We start from the raw sequence: 20,571 nt of genomic DNA, 5'->3' as shown, positions 1-20,571 counted from the left end.
TTTAGGCACCTAGTGGTAATGCTCCTCCGTTTTACCTCTAAAAAGAAAATAGGCATATAAGGTATATGCAAGCAATATCGGCAACATAATAACGACACCAACTAATATGAATGTGAGTGTCGAAGACGGTGCGGCTGCTTCCCAAATCGTAATCTGATGTGGTATCAAATAAGGATAAACACTGATTGCTATACCTATATAAGAACACAAGAAAATGATAATGCTGTAAATAAACGGCTTACGCTCGTTATTAGAATTTACAGATAAGTTTCTCCAAGTAAGATAAATTGCAAGTACGGTAATTAAAGGAAGTGGGCTTAACAATAAAAAATTAGGAAATTGATACCAGCGATGAAAAACTTCAGTACTGTGCAATGGAGTCCAGATACTGACAAAGACTAAAAAGAAACTGACAATAATTAATAAACCCTGAGCATAATGAACCATTTTTCGTTGAAGTTTACCGCTGCTTTTGATAATCATCCATGTTGCGCCAAGAAGCCCATAACCACTAATTAAGGCAACACCGGTAAATAAGCTAAAAGGAGTTAACCAACTACCCTGACTGATTTCCATTGTTTGAGGATTCATTGAGAACCCTTGAACAAAACATCCTAAAATAACTCCTTGAAAAAAAGCTGCAGCAACTGAACCTATTGCGAATAACCAATTCCAAACCGGTTTTGAACGATCCGCTTTAAATCGAAATTCAAAGCTGACGCCGCGAAAAATCAAAGCAATAAGCATGAACATTAAAGGCATGTAGAGAACGGGAAGAAGAGCGCCATAAACCTGGGGAAACCCTCCATAAAGGATAGCTCCACCAAAAACTAACCATGTTTCATTACCGTCCCATACAGGCGCAATTGAATTCATCATTTTATCCCGCTCACTTTCGCTGTTGGTAAAAGGAAATAAAATTCCAATGCCAAGATCAAAACCATCTAAAATGACGTACATCATGACAATGAAGGCAAGTAATACAGCAAAAATAAGTGGAAGCATTATTTTTTCTCCACGTTTAAATCAGTCATGTACTGAAAAGCATGATGTTCAACTTGGTCTTGCTCAATAATCTCGGGGCCAAGACGGATAAGTTTCAATAGGTAATAGAGATAAAAACCAAAAACAATTCCATAAGCAAGAAGGAGGAGAACAGAAGAAATAATCACATCTTCAGCACTGATTGCTGAAACTGCATCATGAGTTTTTAATAACCCATAAACCACCCAGGGCTGTCGTCCAATTTCGGCAGTGAGCCATCCGGAAATAGTAGCTATAAATCCGAGCGGTGTTAGTGCAAAACACCAATAATGAAACCATGTTGCTTGATAAATTTTGCTTTTGTAACGGAGGAATAGTCCTAAAATTGTTGTTGCGAACATCAAAAGACCGATGCCTACCATTATTCTAAATGAGAAAAAAACAGGGGCAACTCTCGGTTGTTGGTCAGCAGTCACCGAGTCTAAACCAACCATTTTGCCATCCCAATCATGAGTATTGATTAAACTTGCCAGCTTGGGTATCTCAATAGCATACTTATTTTGTTGTTCTGCCTGAGAAGGCCAAGCAAATAAGACCAAAGGAGCACCGTTTTGAGTATGCCAAAGCCCCTCCATGGCCGCTGTTTTAAGCGGTTGATGCTCTTTAACCATCAGCCCAACAACATCACCTACCCCAATTTGAACAGGAACAAGAATTAAAGCGGCCCAAAGTGCAAAGGACATGGTTTTCTTTGCTGCCTCCACTGCTTTTTTACGAAGCAAATAATAGGAGGACACTCCCATGATGACAAAAGAAGTTGTCACATAAGAGGCTAAAATCATATGGATAAAGCGAGGTATAAACGATGGGTTCATCACTACAGCCCACCAGCTAGCGACCACGTACTTTCCATCAATCATCTCATAGCCACTGGGTGTTTGCATCCATGAATTGGCCGACATAATCCAAAAAGCAGAAATGGTTGTCCCGATAGCAACAAGCAAAGTTGCAATAAAATGCAGTAGCGGCGGTACCCTTTTCCAACCAAAGAGCATCACACCTAGAAAGCCAGCCTCAAGGAAAAAGGCGGTTAGTGTTTCATAAGCAAATAATGCACCCAAAATATTACCAAACTGGTTGATAAACGGACCAAAATTTGTTCCAATCTGATAGGCAAGTACAATGCCTGAAACGACCCCCATTCCAAAGGTAAGAGCAAAAATCTTCGTCCAAAGTTTACAGATTTCAAGATAAACCGTTTTTCTTGTTTTTAGCCAAAATAACTCCATAATGATCAAAAAAATGGCCAAACCCAAATTCAATGTTGGGAATAAAATGTGAAACCCAATGCTAAAACCAAACTGGATACGTGATAGAATTTCCACAAGCATTTCATCACTCCGCTCATAACCAACTGAGTTTTGTAATGCAGCCGCTAAAACCAGATTAGGAAGAATAATTTATTCACGATGGCGTCTATCTGCATTTAACAATGCAGAGTGACTGCATTACTGCTCTAATGACAAAGTATCGTATATGCACAATAAATTATCAAATTAATCTTACTTATAGCTTAATTAGAACAACTAATGGGTCTTCGTTCTTTCAAAATTTATCCTAGAGAATACAGTTACCTACCTAGGGATTAAGAGTTAATTCATTCAAAAATATTGAAGTTTTTACTTACTTCGATCATATTAAACGTAATCCTCTCTACTGAATCGTACTATGTCTAATTATTTGGTTATTGCGGCAAGTAGTGCAATCGGACAATCGGTCACAACTTTGTTGAGAAATCGTGGCGACACGGTATTTACCACTGCAAGGGATAATCATAAAATTAATCCGGATTTTTTAATTGATGCCTGTGATTTTGATGCGGTTAGTGACGTTTTTCGTAAGGTTGGCGCCATTGATGGTGTTGTTAATTGCGCAGGCTCATTACTCTTGAAAAGTGCCCATTCGACAACATTTGAAGAGTTCCAAGCCTGCATTAATGCTTCGCTAACTACCGCATTTGCAACAATTCGTGCTGCGGGTTTGATGATGAAAAAAGGCGGCTCAGTAGTATTGATTTCATCAGCAGCAGCCTTGGTTGGACTCGCAAATCATGAGGCCATTGCTGCAGCTAAAGCGGGAGTTATAGGTCTTGCTCAGGCAGCTGCAGCTACTTATGCCGCCAATAACTTAAGAGTCAATGTGGTAGCGCCAGGAATGGTCAATAGTCCATTAACCACCCCTCTATTAAATAATCAGTTAGCTCATAATGCATCCAAGGCGATGCATCCTTTAGGACGTATTGGGACACCAGAGGATATTGCTCAAGCGATTGTATTTTTACTTAGTCCAGAAAATTGCTGGATAACCGGGCAAGTTCTTGCGGTAGATGGGGGCTTAAGCCATGTTCGTCCCAAGTTGAAAATTTAACTCACTAATAAAAATCAATTTATGACAAAACTCTGCTTTATTTTAGGCGATCAATTGAGTGAAACTTTGTCTGCACTTAGTGAAATCAATATGCATGATGATGTTGTATTGATGTGCGAAGTTACCGAGGAAGCAACTTATGTCAGTCATCATCCTAAAAAAATCGCATTTTTGTTCTCTGCAATGCGCCATTTTGCTCAAACACTAAAAATTAAAGGATATCGCGTCCGCTACACAAAGTTTGATGATCCTAACAATCAAGGAAGCCTAGTCAAAGAACTGATAAGAGCCGTTGAGGAAATAAAGCCTTCAGCCATAAGCCTTACTGAGCCAGGGGAATGGCGAGTTTTTAAAATGTTTGATGATTTGAAAAGTAAGTTGCCGATCCCATTAACGATTTATGAGGACAATCGCTTTTTATGCACCATAAATGAATTTAACGATTGGGCCAAAGGAAAAAAACAACTACGCATGGAATTTTTTTACCGGATGATGCGTCAAAAATATCGCATTTTAATTGATAGCAATGGAAATCCAATCGGGGGGTCCTGGAATTATGATGCGCAAAATCGTAATCCTGCAAAACACATTTCTTCATTTCCAAAACGCTTGGAGTACCCCAAAGATGAGATTACTGTCGAAGTTTTGAGATTGGTGGCAGCACATTTTTCAAAACATTTCGGTCAATTACATCCCTTTGACTTGGCAGTGACGCGTGCTCAAGCTTTGTCCGAGGCAAATTATTTTATTAATCATTGCCTTATCTCATTTGGTGACTATCAGGATGCTATGTTAACGAATGAAACCACTTTATATCATTCTAAACTATCGTTTTATCTTAATGCCGGACTGTTATTATCTATAGAGTTATGTCGTATGGCAGAACAAGCTTACCTAGAACGAAAAGCCCCTCTTAATTCAGTAGAAGGATTCATACGTCAGATTCTGGGATGGCGAGAATTCATCCGTGGGATTTATTGGCATTTTATGCCTGCCTACAAAGAAATGAATCACTTTCATGCTAAAAGAGACTTGCCAGCTTTTTTCTGGGGAGCAGATACTAAAATGTTTTGTATCAAGGAAGTAGTTCGCCAAACTTCAGTAGAAGCTTATTCGCATCATATCCAACGATTAATGATAACCGGTAATTTTGCATTACTTGCAGGCATAAATCCAAAACAAGTCTGTGAATGGTATCTTGCTGTTTATGCTGATGCCTATGAGTGGGTAGAGCTCCCTAATACCTTAGGCATGGCACTTTATGCCGATGGTGGTTTAATGGCAAGCAAACCCTATGCTGCCAGTGGAAAATACATTCAGCGCATGAGTAATTTTTGTGAATCGTGCTCCTATAATCCAAATGATTTATTAGGAGAAAAAGCCTGCCCATTTAATGCATTATATTGGAATTTTCTGAAACAAAATGAAGAAAAGCTTAAAGATAATCCTCGACTTCACTATGCTTATATGAATTGGCAAAAAATGACCCTGGATAAAAAAGAAGCCACTCATGCCAAGGCGCAAGAAATCTTATCTTCTTTAGACTCAGGCAGTCTTTAAGCCTGCATATTCAGAGTCCAAATGATTCCATTGAGATAGCTCGCAAAAATAAGCCACAAAGAGTAAGGGATTATGAGTAAAAGGATTCCTTTTTCTTTACTTTTAATGGTTATTAAAATAATGGCTGCATTCAACCCCACCATGATGACTATCCATAAAAAACTAAAACCCAACCAATGCAGTTGAAAAAAAAGCGGTGTCCATATCCAATTCATCATTAATTGAACTAAATAAAGACTAAGTATTGTTTTAGTTTCAGGATTGTTTCGATTTTTCCATAATGTAAATCCAGCAATCGCAAGAAAAGCATATAAGATTGACCATACAACGGAAAATACCCAACCCGGGGGAGTTAAAATTGATTTATGGAGTTCCTCATACCAAGAATAGATGTTCGCTTGCGTTAATAAGCCCAAGAAAAACCCTACTAGTTCAAAAAATAAAATCCAAATAACCAGTTGCATCCCGTTTTTTTTGTTCAAACTCTTCTCTCCATATTTGATACTAGATAGTAAGGGTATTATATATTTTGTATGACTGAAAATCCGACGCTGCGATTACTATTAGATGAGTTATTATTGAATTCTACAACTAAAACAAGTTCATTTGGTAAGTCCATAATTTTTTGGAGCACCAAAGCCTTTTTTTAGAGGAAAATTTATGTCCGCTGAGGAAAAAAAACGGACGAGATCTTTTAACTCCTCCTGTTGCACCTGGGCATTAATCCAATTAAGCTTTACTTGAGTTGTAGCCTGCTCTCGTTGATTCACGAGAAACAAAGTACTATCCCCTTCATGGAATTTTTGTGTCTCTCCTTGTTGCACCTTAAATGCCAAATGATACTCCTTTTTTAAGAAAGCTACCTGCTGATGGATTCTTTTTATCCCAATATAAAGATTAGTAAGTTCATTCTTAAGCTGCTCATACATAAATTTTTGTTCCGCCCTGATTTGGTATAGCTCACTTTGGGTGCGAATTAATTTACCTTTTGCCTCTCTCTGGAGTACCGGAAATTTGAAAGAAACTCCTATAAATGCTGCTTCTGGTAGTAACAACGGATATCCTCCAGTACCATTTTGTTTAAACGTGTATGCCGTAGCATCCAAATTGGGCAGGAGCTCATTTTGCGCTAAATCACGTTTAAGCTTAATAATTCTTGAATAATTTTCTAGCTTCTTAAGGGAGGGATGGTGCGCTAACTGCGATAAGCCAGATGTCAATTGTCTTGGATTAGTTAACACTTGCGAAGGCAGACTGTTTTCCGATGGAATTTTGGGATTTCCTTGTTCATCTCGATAATATAGAGATAAATTAATTCCAGCCTGTTCAAATATCATCTTCCCTTGGTTGAGTAATTGTTCTCTCTGGACTATTTGTTGCAAATTTTCAGTAATCGCAAGTTTAGGAAGATCACCTTGATTTGCCTGTTGCTCAATAGCATGTTGTCTCTTTTGAGCCAATTTTAGTAATTGTCTAAACGTTTTTAATTGCAATCCAGCCTCAACCCATTGCCAATAGGCCTTAATTGTTTCCTGATAAATTTTAATTTTAATCGCTTCCGCGTCGTGTTTTTTCATTTCAATCGACTCCGCGGTAGTTAATAAATTCGTTCGCTCCTTATCAATCAATCGATCTCGAAGTAAAGGCAGTGAAAGTCCTGCTCGATATTCCCCACCCGAATTGGTTAAGTAATTTTGATAATAAATCGGCCAGCTCCCATTCCCATTTCGGTAACCCGCAAACAATTTGACTCCATTATAAAAAGTAGGAACAGTAAGCTGGGTATCTCCATAATTGTTAATATAGCCACCAGCAGGTTGAGATCGAGAGCTTGCATCAAGAGAAGGATCAAACGTTCCCAATGCACTCAAATGAGCACCTTGAGCTTTAGTAATTTCCAAGCGTGCGATTTTAATTTTTGGATAATATAGGGTGACGCTTTGCAGTACCTTATCCAAAGTTAATTTGTGTGGTTCATTTGCGATACATACCGTGGAAAGGAGCAAATAACAAAATCCTAAGATCAACTGATTCTTAAATCCGCTATGAGTATAGTATCTTTTCATGGCTGAGTCTTCTCTGGAGTACTCTCTGGCGGAAAACCATTAAACTGGCGCCACAGTTCATACCATAAAGGCACTTCCCCTAATTGAACCCAACCATGTACACGTACGCCTTGTCTTAAAAATTGTGACTGAGGCCAGGGCTCATCAGGAACAATTACTGCACGAAATAATCCCGTACCATTGTCTGTAGGGTCTATAAAAGAAACAGTCCCCCCAAAAGTGCCCACAGCAATTGCAGGCCAACCTCTAAATTGGATCGCAGGCCATCCTTCAAACTGTAATCGAGCTTTTTGATGGATTCGAACAAATGGAATATCATTACCATCGATCCATAGTTCCACAGCTCGTGATTCAGTTTGTGGAATGATTTGAGCCAAAACATCTCCAGCTTTGACAACCACACTCTCTTGGCCTGTCAATCGTTTATATATTACCCCTGCTACATGCGCTTTTATAAGTTGTGATTGCTGACGAGCGATACGTACGTCAATATCCACCATGTCAATATTTGCCTGCGCTAACTCGCTTTGGTATTTGGAGTATTCAATTTGTGCTAATTCATATTGGCGCTTTGAATTAATACCTTGTTGATACAGTTTTTTTTGGCGCTCGAGATTAGCTTTTCCTGCAACAATTGATTGTTCTGCTGCCTCTATCCGAAGAGCAATTGCTTTTTTTTCTAATTCTAATCGTGTTAATAATTTGGGATCATTGTCAGTAATATCCACTAAGGGGTCTCCTGCTTTTACACTCATACCCTCATCGACATACCATTTTTTGATACGTCCATTGATTGGTGAATTAACTACATGCAGCCTCTCGGTGGGAGAAAACGCAATCACTTTGCCATTGCCAAGAGCAAACTGTTGCCATGGCGTAAACGCTAAAAACAGGGTGATAATCAGGGCAATAATAAAAATTATTTTGGCAATTTTTTGGGGCTTTGGTAGTTTTTTTATCATTGCATAGGCATGTAATTTCATGAAAGCACCACGTGATTTGTCATTTTTTTAAATTCATGGTTTTGGGTGACCAACATCAAAATCGTATTCTTTAAGTTCAGCAATGGTGTGATAAGAAGTTCACTTTTTTCTTTTTCTAATCCATCAAAAACTCTGTCAATTATGAGTAACTGAGGTTGAAGTAAGACAGCACGTATAATCATAAGAGCAATCAGTTCAAATTGTGTAAACTCATTTTGCCAATCATAAATAATCGTTTTTAAGCCATCGGGCTGACGCATTATTTTTTCAGATAGTCCAAAGTGTTCTAATTGCTCCATAATTATTTTCAGTGGTGTATTTTTATGGTTAAGTACTAAATTGTCATAGATACTTCCGGCAAACCACTCGGGTTTTCGCAGCAATAAACTGAATTGACGAAGTGCTGATCGATGTTCTTCATTACACAAATTTTGATTCACTAAAATGGCCATGTCATATTTTTTTCCAAACCCTAAAAGCGACTCGGAAAATGTTTTGCAGCGTTCTGCATCTTGAGAATAAATAAAGAGTGGTTTATCCAAAGCAGCAACTGCCGGACTTTTATGTGGAAATTTAATTTCTATCGATTTCATCGGTAGAAATAGAGCATTAAGGTCCATTTTAATTTCTTCTACTGATAAATTAAGTACTGTATCAATCTTACCTTCTGATGCAATTAAATCGTAATAATTTTCTAGAAGTACGCCAAATCGCTTAAATGCATAAATCAATGCACCAAGTACGATTTCAGCAGCCACTAACTGCCCCAAACTGAGTTGATTTTTAATAACGAGATATCCCCCTAATCCCAGAAGGAGGCTGCTGGAAAGCGCAGAAAGCACATAAAATCCAATTTGATGTTTTATGAGCTGCCTAAAATGAGTATTTCTTGCATGTAAAAAGGAAACTAATCGCTTATCCGATTGTAAGGTAGCATAATGGCTGCATTTGCTAAACCGAAATAGAAACCGATTGATTAAAAGCTCTTCGAGCCAGGAACCTACCTGATGCTTTTGAGCACATTCTTCTTTTGCGCTGGCGAGTCCTTTACGATAGGGAATGAAAATAATCAATATGATGCTTAGAATGATAAATCCATCAAAGATCAGGAATAATGGATGGTAAAATAGGAGCAGTAATAACCCAAAAAAAAGTTGAAGCCCTAAGTTAACTCCATATAGTAAAAGACTTGAAAGTGATTTCTTGATGGTTACTACTTCAAAAAAACGATTAACCAGCTCTGGCCCATTGTGTGTTGAAAAATTATCCAAAGAGAGGTTGTTGAATTGTCTCGTGAGATTTAAACTTATCTTCACCATCAATTTTTGTTGCACTACTTCCAGGATTACCGTTTGCCATATATTTAATGCACCTAGTGCCAACATCAGAATCAGAACTATAAAGCTCAAGGTAACAACAGGCTGCAGTAACTTTCCAAAGGCAATCAAATTAATTAATGTCTGCGCTGCAATCGGAATACTCAAAGTTAATAGGCTTGCAACCAAACTAATGAGTGCAATGGATAAGAGTGTTGGCTTATCTAAAACATCCCTGATCGAATTCATTTTTCCTAAATATCCTTTTTATTTATTTAAAGACATCAATGTTTTAATTTTTTCATTATGAAATACTCAAGCGATTCAATAGCCTTGTTCTGTTTCTTTCTTTTTAACAAGGATACATGAATATCACTCAACTTAGGTAAAAAATCCTCATCAAGGCGATCAAGATCGTTGGGAATCATGCTCCGTTGTATCGCAGTAATTCCTAAGCCAGCGCGCACAGCAGCCATTTTCACCGCATAGCTTGGGCTACTAAACACAAGGCGCCAATTCAAATGATTCTTGTCTAGAGAATCAATCACATTACCACGATAAATACAAGGTGTTGGTGAAAGCACCAGTGGAATTGGTGTGGTTTTGTTGAGTTGAGTAAGAAGTTCTCTCTTGCCTGCCCAGTCTACTGGCTCATTCCAAACATTGACACCCTCAGCAATATGATTTATTTGATTGGTTTTAATTAAAATCAAATCAAAGTCGCCTTGGTTAAAACGCTCGATTAAATTAAGAGTGAGTTCGCATTCAACATTGAGCATCACCCGGGGATGATGTCGTGAAAACTCAACCAGTACATCCGATAAAATCATTGAAGCAAAATCCTCAGGCAGACCAAAACGAATCTCTCCATGCAACTCAGGTGCTTTAAAACGGTCCAGTGATTCACGATGAAGTTCATAAATCTTTTTTGCATAGCCTAAAAAAAGCTCTCCATCTGGTGTCAAAGACAACTCACGTCCTCGAAGAATTAATGGTTTTTCAATTAACTGTTCGAGTTTTGCAATTTGCTGGCTGATCGCCGATTGCGTACGCCCCACTCGGAGTGCGGCTTTTGTAAAACTTTGGGTTTCTGCTACCGCCAGGAAGCATTGCAAAGTCACTGTATCAAGACTCATTAGAATTCCTAATGACAAACATTAATATTATTAATTTAACTTATATAAGTTTATCTTATATATTTACATTGTAGCAAAACAATTTCTAATGAGGAATGCTGTGAATACGATAATAAATTCTTTATATGGTGCGCTTCTGGCATGTCCAGCACTTGCGCTGCTAATTAACTGTGGCAGCGGCAGGAAAAAAGCTGTATTAGCTGCTCGTTGGGCAAGTTATTTTGTAGGGTTTGGTTTTATAAGCGGCCTTTTTTTATTAGGTCATTTCACTTTTTCAGAAACAGCTAAAACGTACCCATTTATCAGTTTTAATCCCTTAAGTTTATTACTGTCCACTTTAATTTTATTGGTAAGCTTTACCGTTCATCGATTTTCCCTAAGGTATATGGATGGCGACAAACTCTATTCTCGTTACTTTTGTAGCTTGGCAGCCATTACTCTGAGTGCCATAGTTATGGTTCTTGCCGATAACCTCTTTCTGTTCTGGATTTCCTGGTCGATAAGTAACCTTTTCTTAATTTTCTTAATGGTTCATAAGAGAGAATGGACTGCTGCCAAAAACTCAGGACGGCTCGCTCTAAGTACCCTATTACCAGGTAGCATCAGCTTGTTAGCAGCCGTTATTCTAATCACTTTAAGTGGTGACACTGCTTCCATTCAAGCTTTAGCAGAGAAACAGTTTGTAAATTCGTCTATTTTTACAGCTGTGATGACTCTTATCACACTCACCGCTTTAACTCAGTCGGCCATTTGGCCCTTTCATCGCTGGCTTATTAGCTCTTTAAATTCACCAACTCCTGTTTCTGCTCTGATGCATGCAGGTCTTGTCAATGGCGGCGGTATCATCATCGTAAAGTTTGCACCTCTATTTTCAGTATCCACTGGCTTACTCATGATTGTATTTATTCTTGGTGGCGTCTCAGCATTCTTGGGAACCATTTGGAAGCTCATGCAGCATGACATCAAGAGAATGTTAGCCTGCTCAACTTTGGCGCAAATGGGATTTATGATGATGCAATGCGGTCTAGGACTATTTGCAGCAGCTGTTGCCCATTTATGTTGGCATGGTCTATTCAAAGCTTATCTGTTCCTGAGCTCTGGATCGGTCATGACGCAAAAAAATAATGAACCTAAAATCCACGCATACAAACCAATTGTATTAATCATTGCAAGTATTGGCGGCCTCGTCGGCATGTTGGGCTTTGCCTTCATGACTAACAAGCCTATTTTATCTCTGCAAGCAACCTCCTTTTTACTGGTATTTGCATTCATTGCAGGAACTCAACTGATGTTGACACTGATGAACAATCGCTTGGCCATCACTAATATAACGATTGGATTATTTATGTCTTCCTTAGCTGGTTTGCTTTATGGTGGAAGTATTCATCTGATTGAGATGTTACTTCCTAATTTGACCCAGCTGTACTTACCCAAGCTTTCGATACTGCATCTGATAATCTTGGTTCTTCTGGTATTGCCCTGGCTTATGTTTAATCTTGGATTACTGAAAAAAATTAAAGAAACCAATTTCTGGTGTTGGCTTTACATGAATTTATTCAATCAAAGCCAACCTTCGCCAAAAACTGTAACCACACTGCGGTCTAGTTATAAATACTAATTATCCTGAGGAGTAACCATGAGAACAGCAAAAGTAATAACGAACGAAGAAAAGACAAATGAGCAATCTATAAAAAAAAATATTTCAGCCAAAACCAAAAATAAGAAACTTGAAGTACGTGCATTAGTGGACAATGCTGCCAAACGGATTGCCCCAGTTTGGCCTCTTGAAACCTTTATAGCGTGCAACCCCTTACAAGGATTTGAAGCACAAACTTTTGAAGAAGCCTTAGCAAAGGGTGGTTTTAGACGAAAGGAAATGACACGCAATCGTGCTTTAGAAGACGTCAACCTGCACATGATTAAATGGTGTGGCGGCTTTTTTGATGCAGGACAAGGTGCTATCGAAATGCCGCATCAAGATAAAGGATTCTATTTCGGATTTTTAAAACTAGCTTGTTTTGATAAAAAGCTTCATCGTAATAAAAAAGAGGCAAAAAAATGGTTAATGGAATTACCTGAAGAAGCTGAAGAGGCAATTATTCTTTGTCTGAATAAACTCCAGGTGCCCAAGGAAAAAGAAGAAGAGTTCATCACCCAAACCTTTCTTCATTTACCAGGTTGGGCTGGCTTTGTGAAATGGAAAACTCACTGGCACAATCCAACGACAGTAGACAAACAACCCATTACCCTAATGGATTTTCTTGCAGTACGCCTCGTGATTACGTGTTTGCTCTGGCCAGAAGCTTCCCAGGAAAAAAAAAGCGAAGAAGATGGTTCTTTGGTTCAACAAACTCTTGAAGAAATAAAAAGCACTGAAAAGCACTATGAGCAAAATTTGATGAAAATACTTTTGCTTCAAGTCAATCAATTGGCAAAGAAGCCTCAAAGAGCTGATGCGCAACTTGTGTTTTGTATTGATGTTCGCTCCGAACCCATTCGCAGAGCTATAGAGAGGTTGGGCAATTATGAAACACTGGGATTTGCTGGCTTTTTTGGTTTACCTATTCGTGTTCAGGAATTTGAGAGTGGTAAAACAAAAGACTGCTGTCCTGTATTATTAAAACCACGTTATCGTATCGATGAAAGGCCAAGTGCTGCAAATGCAAGTTTTATTGAACAACACCAACAGGGAAAAGCAATTAAGTCCAACCTTAGCAAGATGTATCAAGAATTAAAATATAATTTTGCAACTCCTTTTGCATTAGTTGAAACACTTGGCGCTTGGTGTGGTTTGAAGATGTTGTTTCAATCGCTGGCTCCAAGTTTGACCAAGCAATCGAGCCAAGCATTACACCATTACATTGCCCCCAAAATCCAAACAGAGCCTTCGTTTGAATTAAATGAGGCCAATTTGGAACATGGCATCGCCCTAAGCGAGCAGATTGACTATGCCGAAACCGTATTACACCTCATGGGGCTTACTTCAGATTTTGCAAAGCTCATTATTCTTTGTGGTCATGGAAGTGCTACAGAAAATAATCCCTATGCTTCCGCTTTAGATTGTGGTGCATGTGGTGGGAATCATGGTGGAGTCAATGCCCAATTATTAGCCGCAATACTTAATAAAACAGAAGTGCGAAGCGCTTTAGAGGTTAAAGGCATTCATATTCCTCTCGACACAGTGTTTTATGGTGCACTTCATAATACCACTACCGACTCCGTTGAAATTTATAATCTGAAATCAAGTAAAATCATTTATCCAAGCCTACTAAATCAGTTGCTTATTGATTTGGAGGAGGCAAAATCCAGCAATAATTTTGAGCGAGGTCGAAAATTAAATTCAACCGATGCAGCAAAGGACATTAAGCGAAGAAGTCAGGATTGGTCTGAAACAAGACCTGAATGGGGTCTTGCACGTAATGCCGCTTTTATTGTTGCCCCTCGCACTCTAACAAAAAACATCAATCTTGATGGTCGATGTTTTTTGCATTCTTATGATTGGGAACAAGATCCTGAAGGGAGTTTTCTTGAAACGATTCTGACTGCACCCATGGTAGTTGCTCAATGGATTAATACCCAATATTTGTTTTCAACCCTCGATAACGTTGCTTATGGAAGTGGCAGCAAAATCACTCACAATGTCACGGGTAAAATTGGCATCATGCAAGGTAATGGCAGCGATTTAATGCATGGTCTTCCCCTGCAATCGGTGATGAGCAGTGATGAAAGCCCCTACCATCAGCCGCAACGTTTACTGACTGTAGTTTATGCACCACAGGCACTTGTATCAAACATCATCGAACGACAAGCGGTATTAAAAACATTGTTCTTCAATGAATGGGTTCACCTTGTCCTCATTGAACCGAGTACTGGTTTAGCCTACAAACTGAATCAAAAAGGCAATTGGATTTTAGCGAACTAAAACAAGGAGAAAAAAATGAATGTTATTAAAGTTCAAGAACGTAAAGATATTGGGATTAACCTACATCCAATGAAAAAAATAGAAATCATAGTCTCTGGCGAGCACGAGCAGCTCATCAGCTCGATGATGGAGGAAGCAAAAGTCACTGGATTTACATTATTAAGAAACATCTCAGGCAAAGGTCATAATGGATTTCATGAGGGAAAAATATTATTCAACGACAGGGCTTCACTGATTATGTTTCTTGCCGTAGCTCCTGAGGAGGTAATAGCAACCCTTGCCTTAGGAATGAAAACCTTATTTCAACAGAATTCGGGCGTTATGTTTGTCTCCGATGTAGATGTAGCGCGAATGGATTATTTTCATTCAACCACAGGGGCTTAATCATGCATTATCAGAATCAGTCAGTTTTACTTGCCTCAAAACATGAGAAAGAAAAAGCAATCGCCGATGTATTTTTTGAAAAACTCGCGTGCACACTTGATGTGCACGAATTTGATACCGACCAATTTGGTACATTTACTGGTGAAATAGCAAGGACATTAAGTCCCTATGATACCTGTGTTTTAAAGGCAAGACGTGCCGCAGAACATTATGGGTATGAGTTAGCAATTGCAAGCGAGGGAAGTTTTGGCCCTCATCCAGCATTTCCCTTTATTGCCAGTGACCATGAAATCATGGTGTTTTTAGATCGCAAAAACAATTGGGTTATTACAGAGCAATATACTACACCCAAAACAAATTACCGCATGATGACCCTAACCCCACAAACAGAGCTAAGGAACTTTTTAGAACAAGCGGGGTTTCCCGAGCATGCACTGACCCTACAAACCAATAGTGACAAAAAGGTCATTGCGAAAGGGATTAGAGACATCAAGGCGCTCGAGACGGCCTTGGATCTTGGATTCCAACAAGAAAAAGAACTCTTTCTTGCAACGGATATGAGAGCCATGATGAATCCAACGCGGATGCATGCGATTTCTGTACTCGCCCAAAAGTTAGCCGAGCGAATTCAATGTTGTTGTCCCCATTGTTGTACTCCCGGCTTTGGGTTTAAAGAAACATCCGGCCATCTCCCTTGCAAAGTATGTACCTCAGCAACATCGTTATACCAGCAAGAAATCTGGGGTTGTATCCAATGTGATTATCGCGACACACGCGCTCGAAAAGACGGTTTAGATTCAGCAGATCCTCAATATTGTAATAATTGTAATCCTTAGAAATATAACCAATTTAGGAGCGAATTCAGATGCAAAATAAAACCTTGGTTGGAATCGTTATGGGTTCTCAAAGTGATTGGAAAATACTTTGTGAGACAGCAAAAACATTAGATAGTTTAAAAATTTCTTTTGAAACAGAAATTGTATCAGCGCATAGAACACCAGAAAAACTCTATGACTATGCACGAAGTGCCGCAGACCGGGGAATACAGATTATTATTGCTGGCGCTGGTGGTGCAGCACACCTTCCAGGAATGATGGCAGCAATGACGAGGCTTCCTGTTTTAGGTGTACCAATCCCTTCTGCTTTACTTGATGGTTTAGACTCACTGCTTTCTATAGTTCAAATGCCAGCAGGCGTACCTGTTGGTACTTTAGCTGTTGGTAAAGCCGGAGCGATTAATGCGGCACTCTTGGCTGCAGCAATCCTTGCAAATAACGATACAGAGATTTGTGAGCGCTTAAATCAATATCGGGCACAACAAAGTCAAAAAGTTCTTGAAACCAATCAGCCCCAATTGGAGTTATTATGAAACTCGGTATCTTAGGTGGTGGACAATTAGCAAAAATGCTGGTTCTTGCTGCACACTCGTTAGGGATTCGCACTGTCTGCTTATCACCCGATCCCAATCCCTGTATCCGTGATATAACACGTCTGGTTTCAGCGCCATTCTGTGACGAGAAGGCACTCATCGAGTTGTGTAATGAAGTGGATTGCGTCACGTTTGAAACGGAAAATATACCCTTTGCTTGCGCTGAATTGATTGCCGAAAAAGTTCCATTTTACCCCACTACAAAAGCACTTAAAATTACTCAAGATCGCTTATTGGAAAAATCATTTTTAAGATCATTAGGGATCAAAACTGCGCGTTTTGCCGCGATTGAAACACAGGATGAACTGCATGATACGTTTACAAGTTGGAATAAGCGCGCCATTTTGAAAACAAGACGATTTGGTTATGACGGCAAAGGACAATATGCTATTAATGAGCTGCCTGACTTGGCAAAAGCCTGGGATAGGCTACAGTCTTGCGATTTAATTTTGGAGCAGTTCGTTCCTTTTCAGGATGAACTATCTCTCATTGCTGTAAGAAATCAGCGAGATGAAATACATTTTTATCCTCTAATTAGAAATCAACATGCTCATGGCATACTCCAATGGTCTGAAGCTCCATTAGAAAATAATCTATTGCAACAAAAAGCCCAAACTATTGCCAAAAAGATTATGTATTCTTTGGAATATGTTGGTGTCATGACCATCGAGTTTTTTCACCAAGACGGCAATTTAATGGTCAATGAAATCGCTCCCAGGGTTCACAACTCGGGACATCTAACTATTGAAGGGGCAGTAACCAGTCAGTTTGAAAATCATTTACGTGCAATTTTTTCTCTACCCTTAGGTAATTGTGAATTGATTAGTAATTGCCTTTTAGTAAACTGTCTTGGCAAGATGTTTCCCATCCATTCTTGCCTTAAGATACCAGGAGTTCATTATCATGATTACGGTAAAAGTCCTTACCCTAATCGCAAGGTTGGACATATCACCTTAATCGACAGAAATCGTGAACGATACCAAAACAGCAAGCTTAAGCTCATAAAAATACAACAGAAGGTCGTCAATTTATTATAAATGCAGTAAGAAAAAGAAGATAAAATGTTGATGCAATTCTTTATTTATAATGGCCTAAATGGAGTAGTTGAAGGGTTTAAACAACGCCTTCCTACTAATAAGATTGACTTATAACCTTAAAGAGTAGTAACCTATCTTCAGCTAGAAAAATGTCTATTTTATTCTCTCCAAATCGTCGTTTTATTCATTTAATCCCTCGTTAGGTAGTTTTTAATTCTTGACCGGTTTCCGGCTAAATTCGCCTATACAGGCATTATAATAAACAATTAGGAACAACTATGTCTAAAACAGTAAATGGAGTCGTTAAATGGTTTAACGAAGCGAAAGGATTTGGTTTTATTGAGCAAGAAGGCGGTCCGGATGTATTTGCCCACTTTAAAGAAATTTCAAGTTCTGGCTTTAAAACCCTCACAGAGGGCCAGCGAGTACAATTCATTGTGACGCAAGGAGCTAAAGGTCTTCAAGCACAAAATATAATAGCTCTTTAATTGAAATAGCTAATATTTTTTTACCACTATATCTCACTGTAGTTGTAGTGGTTACTTTGAGGACATTATAAGTAGTTATAACCCAAGAGAATTACACCTCCCGCAGGCGTTCTCGATAATTTATACTAATTTTTAATATATTAAACAGTTTGGCGAGCACACAGATTATCCTAATGTATTTGTACCTATGTATATCTACCCATTTTACTTACAAAGAGTGAACTGGCGGCATTTATCGATTAAGAAAACAGAAAATTATTGGAAAAGAGCTGCAAACATAATTACGGTGCAAACCGACGAACCAAGTCTTATACGAATCAATAGCAAATTAAGCACAATGGGGAGGCAACTTCATGAATCAATCAGAATACACTGAGCAACACCTATCATTTTCTCAATTCCCCCTTCGTCAAGAATTAATAAAGAGCCTTGCTTCGTTAAATTATGAACGTATGACTCCGATTCAAATGCAAAGTCTGCCCATCATTCTTAAAAATGAAGATATTATAGCTCAGGCAAAAACAGGGAGTGGAAAGACCGCTGCTTTTTCTTTGTCTTTATTAAATAATTTGAAAATTTCTTTTTTTGCAGTACAAAGCTTGGTTCTTTGCCCTACTCGGGAACTGGCAGAACAAGTAAGTCAAGCCATCCGTCGCTTAGCTTGTTTCATGCCCAATGTCAAAATTATTAATTTATCTGGTGGCATACCGATGAAGCCTCAGCTAGATTCATTACGGCATGGATCTCATATCATTGTAGGAACACCGGGGAGAGTTCTTAAGCATTTAAAAAACGCCTCTTTAGACTTATCTCAGGTAAAAGCTTTAGTCTTAGATGAGGCAGATAGAATGCTGGATATGGGATTTTTTGATGACATTAAGAGCATTATTTCGATTTGTCCGAAACAACGACAAACCTTACTTTTTTCCGCAACCTACCCTGAAGAGATCAAACAGCTATCAAAACAATTCATGAAGAACCCGAAAGAAATTTATGTAGAGACGCATCCTGAAGAAATTAATATTGAACAACATTTTTATGAAGTCGAGAAACAAGCTCAGAAATTTCCCCTATTAAAAGCATTACTATTGCACTATCGACCCGCTTCAGTATTAATCTTCTGTAATACCAAACAACAAACTGTAGAAGTTACAGACCAACTCATCTGCGAAGGATTCAGTGCAGTCGCTTTAAATGGAGACATGGAACAAGCCGATCGTGATCTTGCTGTCTTGCGTTTTGCCAACCAAAGTTGTTCTATTCTTGTTGCCACTGATGTTGCGGCGCGAGGACTTGATATAAAGGAACTTTCTGCAGTGATTAATTTTGATCTCGCTTATGATCATGACGTCCATATTCATCGTATTGGTCGAACTGGACGAGCCGGAAGTAAAGGCATTGCCTTAAGCATTATAACGCCAGCAGATGCACAACGAATTTGCATCATTGAAGACAACCTCCCACAGCCCATTCATTGGGGGAACATTCATGAGTTAGAAAATAACTCTAGCACGCGCTTAATGCCAGAAATGGTTACACTCTGTCTTGCTTCCGGTAAAAAAGATAAAATTCGCCCTGGTGACATCCTTGGGGCATTAACCAAAGATGCAGGATTAGCCGGCAACACGATTGGTAAAATTAACATCACAACCATATACTCCTATGTTGCAATCCACCACAGCCAAGCTGATAAAGCGTACCAATATTTACAAAGTGGGAAATTAAAAGGACGCAAAGTTAATGTGCGTAAAATAAATTGAGTGTTCTAAAATCCACAAAAAAAGAAGGGTTCTTATTTAAAAGACCTAATAATATAGGTCTATGGATTTATTAAAAGCTTTTAAAGCAATAATATATAAAGATATTGCATTATTTAATATCAGGATATCACTCAAATGAACGTACAAGAGGGACTTCATGAACGACGAGCTCTTAAAATATCAATAACTGTTACCTTTCTCTTAGCCGTGATAGGTATATTATTTGGACTATTGTCGGGCTCATTGGCTATCGTCTTTGACGGTATGTTTAATATGGTTGATACTGTTATGTCAATCCTGGCCTTTTTTGTTGCCCGCCTTTTAACAAGAAAAGGGAATCGGAGATTTCAATACGGTTACTGGCATATTGAACCTATGGTTCTTGTTTTGAATGGAAGTATTCTAATACTTCTCTGTACTTATGCGATGATCAATGCAATAGGTAGTTTAATGTCCGGCGGGCATGAGCTGAATTTTGATTGGGCATTTGTATTTGCTCTTTTGGTGTTTTTTTTATCAACCAGCATGTATTTTTATTTGATAAAAAAAAATCGCAAAATTAAATCTGAATTCTTGCGACTAGATATTCAAAGCTGGTTAATGTCTGCGTTGATTTCCGTTTCGCTTCTATTGGCATTTGGTATCGCAACCTTGCTTGATGGTGGGGCTTACGGATATTTTACCCCCTACATTGATCCCCTTATTTTAGCGATTCTTACTGCTTGTTTGATTTTTGTGCCTATGGCCGCAATCCGTGATGCAATGCGAGACATATTTCGCATGGCACCCTTGGAGCTTGATGAAAAGATAAGAGATTTTTTAGATGAGCTTACCAAACAGCGTAATTTTAAAACCTATACAAGCTACGTTGCAAAAATAGGACGTGCACAATTTATTGAAATACATATAGTAGTGCCCAAGAGTTTTCCCATTTCAAGCATTGAAACCCTGGATGAAATTCGTAATGAAATCGCATTGGCCATTGGAAAAGACACACCTCAACGTTGGCTAACCATCGCCTTTACTGCAAATGAAAAATGGATTTAGCAAGCGTTTTACTCAAATTGCATAGGGATATG

Annotated in this window: 18 protein-coding genes; 11 read left to right on the top strand and 7 right to left on the bottom strand. The window is 38.7% G+C overall.

Translation table 11 applies throughout. The features are described 5' to 3' along the window. Nucleotides 1-9: 9 nt before the first annotated feature. The gene (cydB, locus tag ELY20_RS06060) at nt 10-1,005 is read right to left on the bottom strand and encodes a cytochrome d ubiquinol oxidase subunit II (RefSeq protein ID WP_110143831.1); all 996 of its coding nucleotides are present in this window, start codon (nt 1,003-1,005) and stop codon (nt 10-12) included. Then, complete coding sequence (locus tag ELY20_RS06055; RefSeq protein ID WP_110143832.1) at nt 1,005-2,375, bottom strand: cytochrome ubiquinol oxidase subunit I; 1,371 nt, start codon at nt 2,373-2,375, stop codon at nt 1,005-1,007. The genes cydB and ELY20_RS06055 overlap by 1 nt, the downstream gene beginning before the upstream one ends. A gap of 337 nt (nt 2,376-2,712) precedes the next feature. Here ELY20_RS06055 and ELY20_RS06050 point away from each other — a divergent pair, with 337 nt between their 5' ends. Continuing rightward, nucleotides 2,713-3,411, top strand: coding sequence for an SDR family oxidoreductase (locus ELY20_RS06050; protein ID WP_110143833.1), 699 nt, complete (start codon nt 2,713-2,715; stop codon nt 3,409-3,411). Nucleotides 3,412-3,432: 21 nt separating this feature from the next. Next, nucleotides 3,433-4,971 (top strand): cryptochrome/photolyase family protein, encoded by a 1,539-nt coding sequence (locus tag ELY20_RS06045; RefSeq protein WP_110143834.1) that lies wholly within the window; start codon nt 3,433-3,435, stop codon nt 4,969-4,971. Here the strand turns inward: ELY20_RS06045 and ELY20_RS06040 are convergent. The 5 genes from ELY20_RS06040 to ELY20_RS06020 form a co-directional block, all read right to left on the bottom strand. Next, nucleotides 4,968-5,453, bottom strand: coding sequence for a TspO/MBR family protein (locus tag ELY20_RS06040; RefSeq protein WP_110143835.1), 486 nt, complete (start codon nt 5,451-5,453; stop codon nt 4,968-4,970). The two genes, ELY20_RS06045 and ELY20_RS06040, sit on opposite strands and share 4 nt — an antisense overlap. A 120-nt stretch (nt 5,454-5,573) precedes the next feature. After that, nucleotides 5,574-7,037: a TolC family protein gene (locus ELY20_RS06035; protein ID WP_110143836.1), complete on the bottom strand. Its 1,464-nt coding sequence runs from the start codon at nt 7,035-7,037 to the stop codon at nt 5,574-5,576. Beyond that, nucleotides 7,034-8,020, bottom strand: coding sequence for an efflux RND transporter periplasmic adaptor subunit (locus ELY20_RS06030; protein ID WP_110143837.1), 987 nt, complete (start codon nt 8,018-8,020; stop codon nt 7,034-7,036). Before ELY20_RS06030 ends, ELY20_RS06035 begins: the two co-directional genes overlap by 4 nt. Beyond that, on the bottom strand, nt 8,017-9,585 hold the full coding sequence (locus tag ELY20_RS06025; RefSeq protein WP_110143838.1) for an ABC transporter transmembrane domain-containing protein: 1,569 nt from the start codon (nt 9,583-9,585) through the stop codon (nt 8,017-8,019). The genes ELY20_RS06030 and ELY20_RS06025 overlap by 4 nt, the downstream gene beginning before the upstream one ends. 35 nt (nt 9,586-9,620) lie before the next feature. Further along, nucleotides 9,621-10,472, bottom strand: a complete 852-nt coding sequence (locus ELY20_RS06020; protein WP_110143839.1) for a LysR substrate-binding domain-containing protein — start codon at nt 10,470-10,472, stop codon at nt 9,621-9,623. 100 nt (nt 10,473-10,572) lie between these two features. On the opposite strand from ELY20_RS06020, the gene ELY20_RS06015 reads away from it, so the two are divergent. From ELY20_RS06015 to ELY20_RS05975, 9 genes are all read left to right on the top strand, one after another. Further along, the gene (locus ELY20_RS06015; protein WP_199739242.1) at nt 10,573-12,090 is read left to right on the top strand and encodes a proton-conducting transporter transmembrane domain-containing protein; all 1,518 of its coding nucleotides are present in this window, start codon (nt 10,573-10,575) and stop codon (nt 12,088-12,090) included. 18 nt (nt 12,091-12,108) lie between these two features. Next, nucleotides 12,109-14,394 (top strand): DUF2309 domain-containing protein, encoded by a 2,286-nt coding sequence (locus ELY20_RS06010; protein WP_110143841.1) that lies wholly within the window; start codon nt 12,109-12,111, stop codon nt 14,392-14,394. A 15-nt stretch (nt 14,395-14,409) separates the two neighbouring features. Beyond that, on the top strand, nt 14,410-14,778 hold the full coding sequence (locus ELY20_RS06005) for a P-II family nitrogen regulator (protein ID WP_110143842.1): 369 nt from the start codon (nt 14,410-14,412) through the stop codon (nt 14,776-14,778). Nucleotides 14,779-14,780: 2 nt separating this feature from the next. Then, a complete protein-coding gene (locus ELY20_RS06000; protein ID WP_110143843.1) occupies nt 14,781-15,614 on the top strand; it encodes a DUF6671 family protein in 834 nt (277 codons plus the stop codon). Between the two features lie 29 nt (nt 15,615-15,643). Continuing rightward, on the top strand, nt 15,644-16,147 hold the full coding sequence (purE, locus tag ELY20_RS05995; protein WP_110143844.1) for a 5-(carboxyamino)imidazole ribonucleotide mutase: 504 nt from the start codon (nt 15,644-15,646) through the stop codon (nt 16,145-16,147). Then, complete coding sequence (locus tag ELY20_RS05990) at nt 16,144-17,244, top strand: 5-(carboxyamino)imidazole ribonucleotide synthase (protein WP_110143845.1); 1,101 nt, start codon at nt 16,144-16,146, stop codon at nt 17,242-17,244. The genes purE and ELY20_RS05990 overlap by 4 nt, the downstream gene beginning before the upstream one ends. Nucleotides 17,245-17,522: 278 nt before the next feature. Continuing rightward, nucleotides 17,523-17,732, top strand: coding sequence for a cold-shock protein (locus tag ELY20_RS05985; RefSeq protein ID WP_110143846.1), 210 nt, complete (start codon nt 17,523-17,525; stop codon nt 17,730-17,732). Nucleotides 17,733-18,085: 353 nt separating this feature from the next. After that, nucleotides 18,086-19,492 carry an ATP-dependent RNA helicase DbpA gene (gene dbpA / locus ELY20_RS05980; RefSeq protein WP_110143847.1) on the top strand — a complete coding sequence of 469 codons (1,407 nt, stop codon included), beginning with the start codon at nt 18,086-18,088 and terminating at the stop codon, nt 19,490-19,492. Between the two features lie 135 nt (nt 19,493-19,627). Then, nucleotides 19,628-20,539: a cation diffusion facilitator family transporter gene (locus ELY20_RS05975; protein ID WP_110143848.1), complete on the top strand. Its 912-nt coding sequence runs from the start codon at nt 19,628-19,630 to the stop codon at nt 20,537-20,539. Nucleotides 20,540-20,571: the final 32 nt, after the last annotated feature.

This window comes from Legionella qingyii (assembly GCF_003990155.1).
GTDB lineage: Bacteria > Pseudomonadota > Gammaproteobacteria > Legionellales > Legionellaceae > Legionella > Legionella qingyii.
This window is presented reverse-complemented; position numbering and strand designations above follow the sequence as displayed.

What these genes read in the sequence shown, in the direction of transcription:
- ELY20_RS06035 (WP_110143836.1), bottom strand. Translation starts at nt 7,037, where the DNA reads ATGAAAAGATACTATACTCATAGCGGATTTAAGAATCAGTTGATCTTA.
- ELY20_RS06045 (WP_110143834.1), top strand. Translation starts at nt 3,433, where the DNA reads ATGACAAAACTCTGCTTTATTTTAGGCGATCAATTGAGTGAAACTTTG.
- ELY20_RS05985 (WP_110143846.1), top strand. Translation starts at nt 17,523, where the DNA reads ATGTCTAAAACAGTAAATGGAGTCGTTAAATGGTTTAACGAAGCGAAA.
- cydB (WP_110143831.1), bottom strand. Translation starts at nt 1,005, where the DNA reads ATGCTTCCACTTATTTTTGCTGTATTACTTGCCTTCATTGTCATGATG.
- ELY20_RS06000 (WP_110143843.1), top strand. Translation starts at nt 14,781, where the DNA reads ATGCATTATCAGAATCAGTCAGTTTTACTTGCCTCAAAACATGAGAAA.
- ELY20_RS06030 (WP_110143837.1), bottom strand. Translation starts at nt 8,020, where the DNA reads ATGAAATTACATGCCTATGCAATGATAAAAAAACTACCAAAGCCCCAA.
- ELY20_RS06005 (WP_110143842.1), top strand. Translation starts at nt 14,410, where the DNA reads ATGAATGTTATTAAAGTTCAAGAACGTAAAGATATTGGGATTAACCTA.
- ELY20_RS05975 (WP_110143848.1), top strand. Translation starts at nt 19,628, where the DNA reads ATGAACGTACAAGAGGGACTTCATGAACGACGAGCTCTTAAAATATCA.
- ELY20_RS06020 (WP_110143839.1), bottom strand. Translation starts at nt 10,472, where the DNA reads ATGAGTCTTGATACAGTGACTTTGCAATGCTTCCTGGCGGTAGCAGAA.
- ELY20_RS06025 (WP_110143838.1), bottom strand. Translation starts at nt 9,585, where the DNA reads ATGAATTCGATCAGGGATGTTTTAGATAAGCCAACACTCTTATCCATT.
- ELY20_RS05990 (WP_110143845.1), top strand. Translation starts at nt 16,144, where the DNA reads ATGAAACTCGGTATCTTAGGTGGTGGACAATTAGCAAAAATGCTGGTT.
- ELY20_RS06055 (WP_110143832.1), bottom strand. Translation starts at nt 2,375, where the DNA reads ATGCTTGTGGAAATTCTATCACGTATCCAGTTTGGTTTTAGCATTGGG.
- ELY20_RS06010 (WP_110143841.1), top strand. Translation starts at nt 12,109, where the DNA reads ATGAGAACAGCAAAAGTAATAACGAACGAAGAAAAGACAAATGAGCAA.
- purE (WP_110143844.1), top strand. Translation starts at nt 15,644, where the DNA reads ATGCAAAATAAAACCTTGGTTGGAATCGTTATGGGTTCTCAAAGTGAT.
- ELY20_RS06050 (WP_110143833.1), top strand. Translation starts at nt 2,713, where the DNA reads ATGTCTAATTATTTGGTTATTGCGGCAAGTAGTGCAATCGGACAATCG.
- dbpA (WP_110143847.1), top strand. Translation starts at nt 18,086, where the DNA reads ATGAATCAATCAGAATACACTGAGCAACACCTATCATTTTCTCAATTC.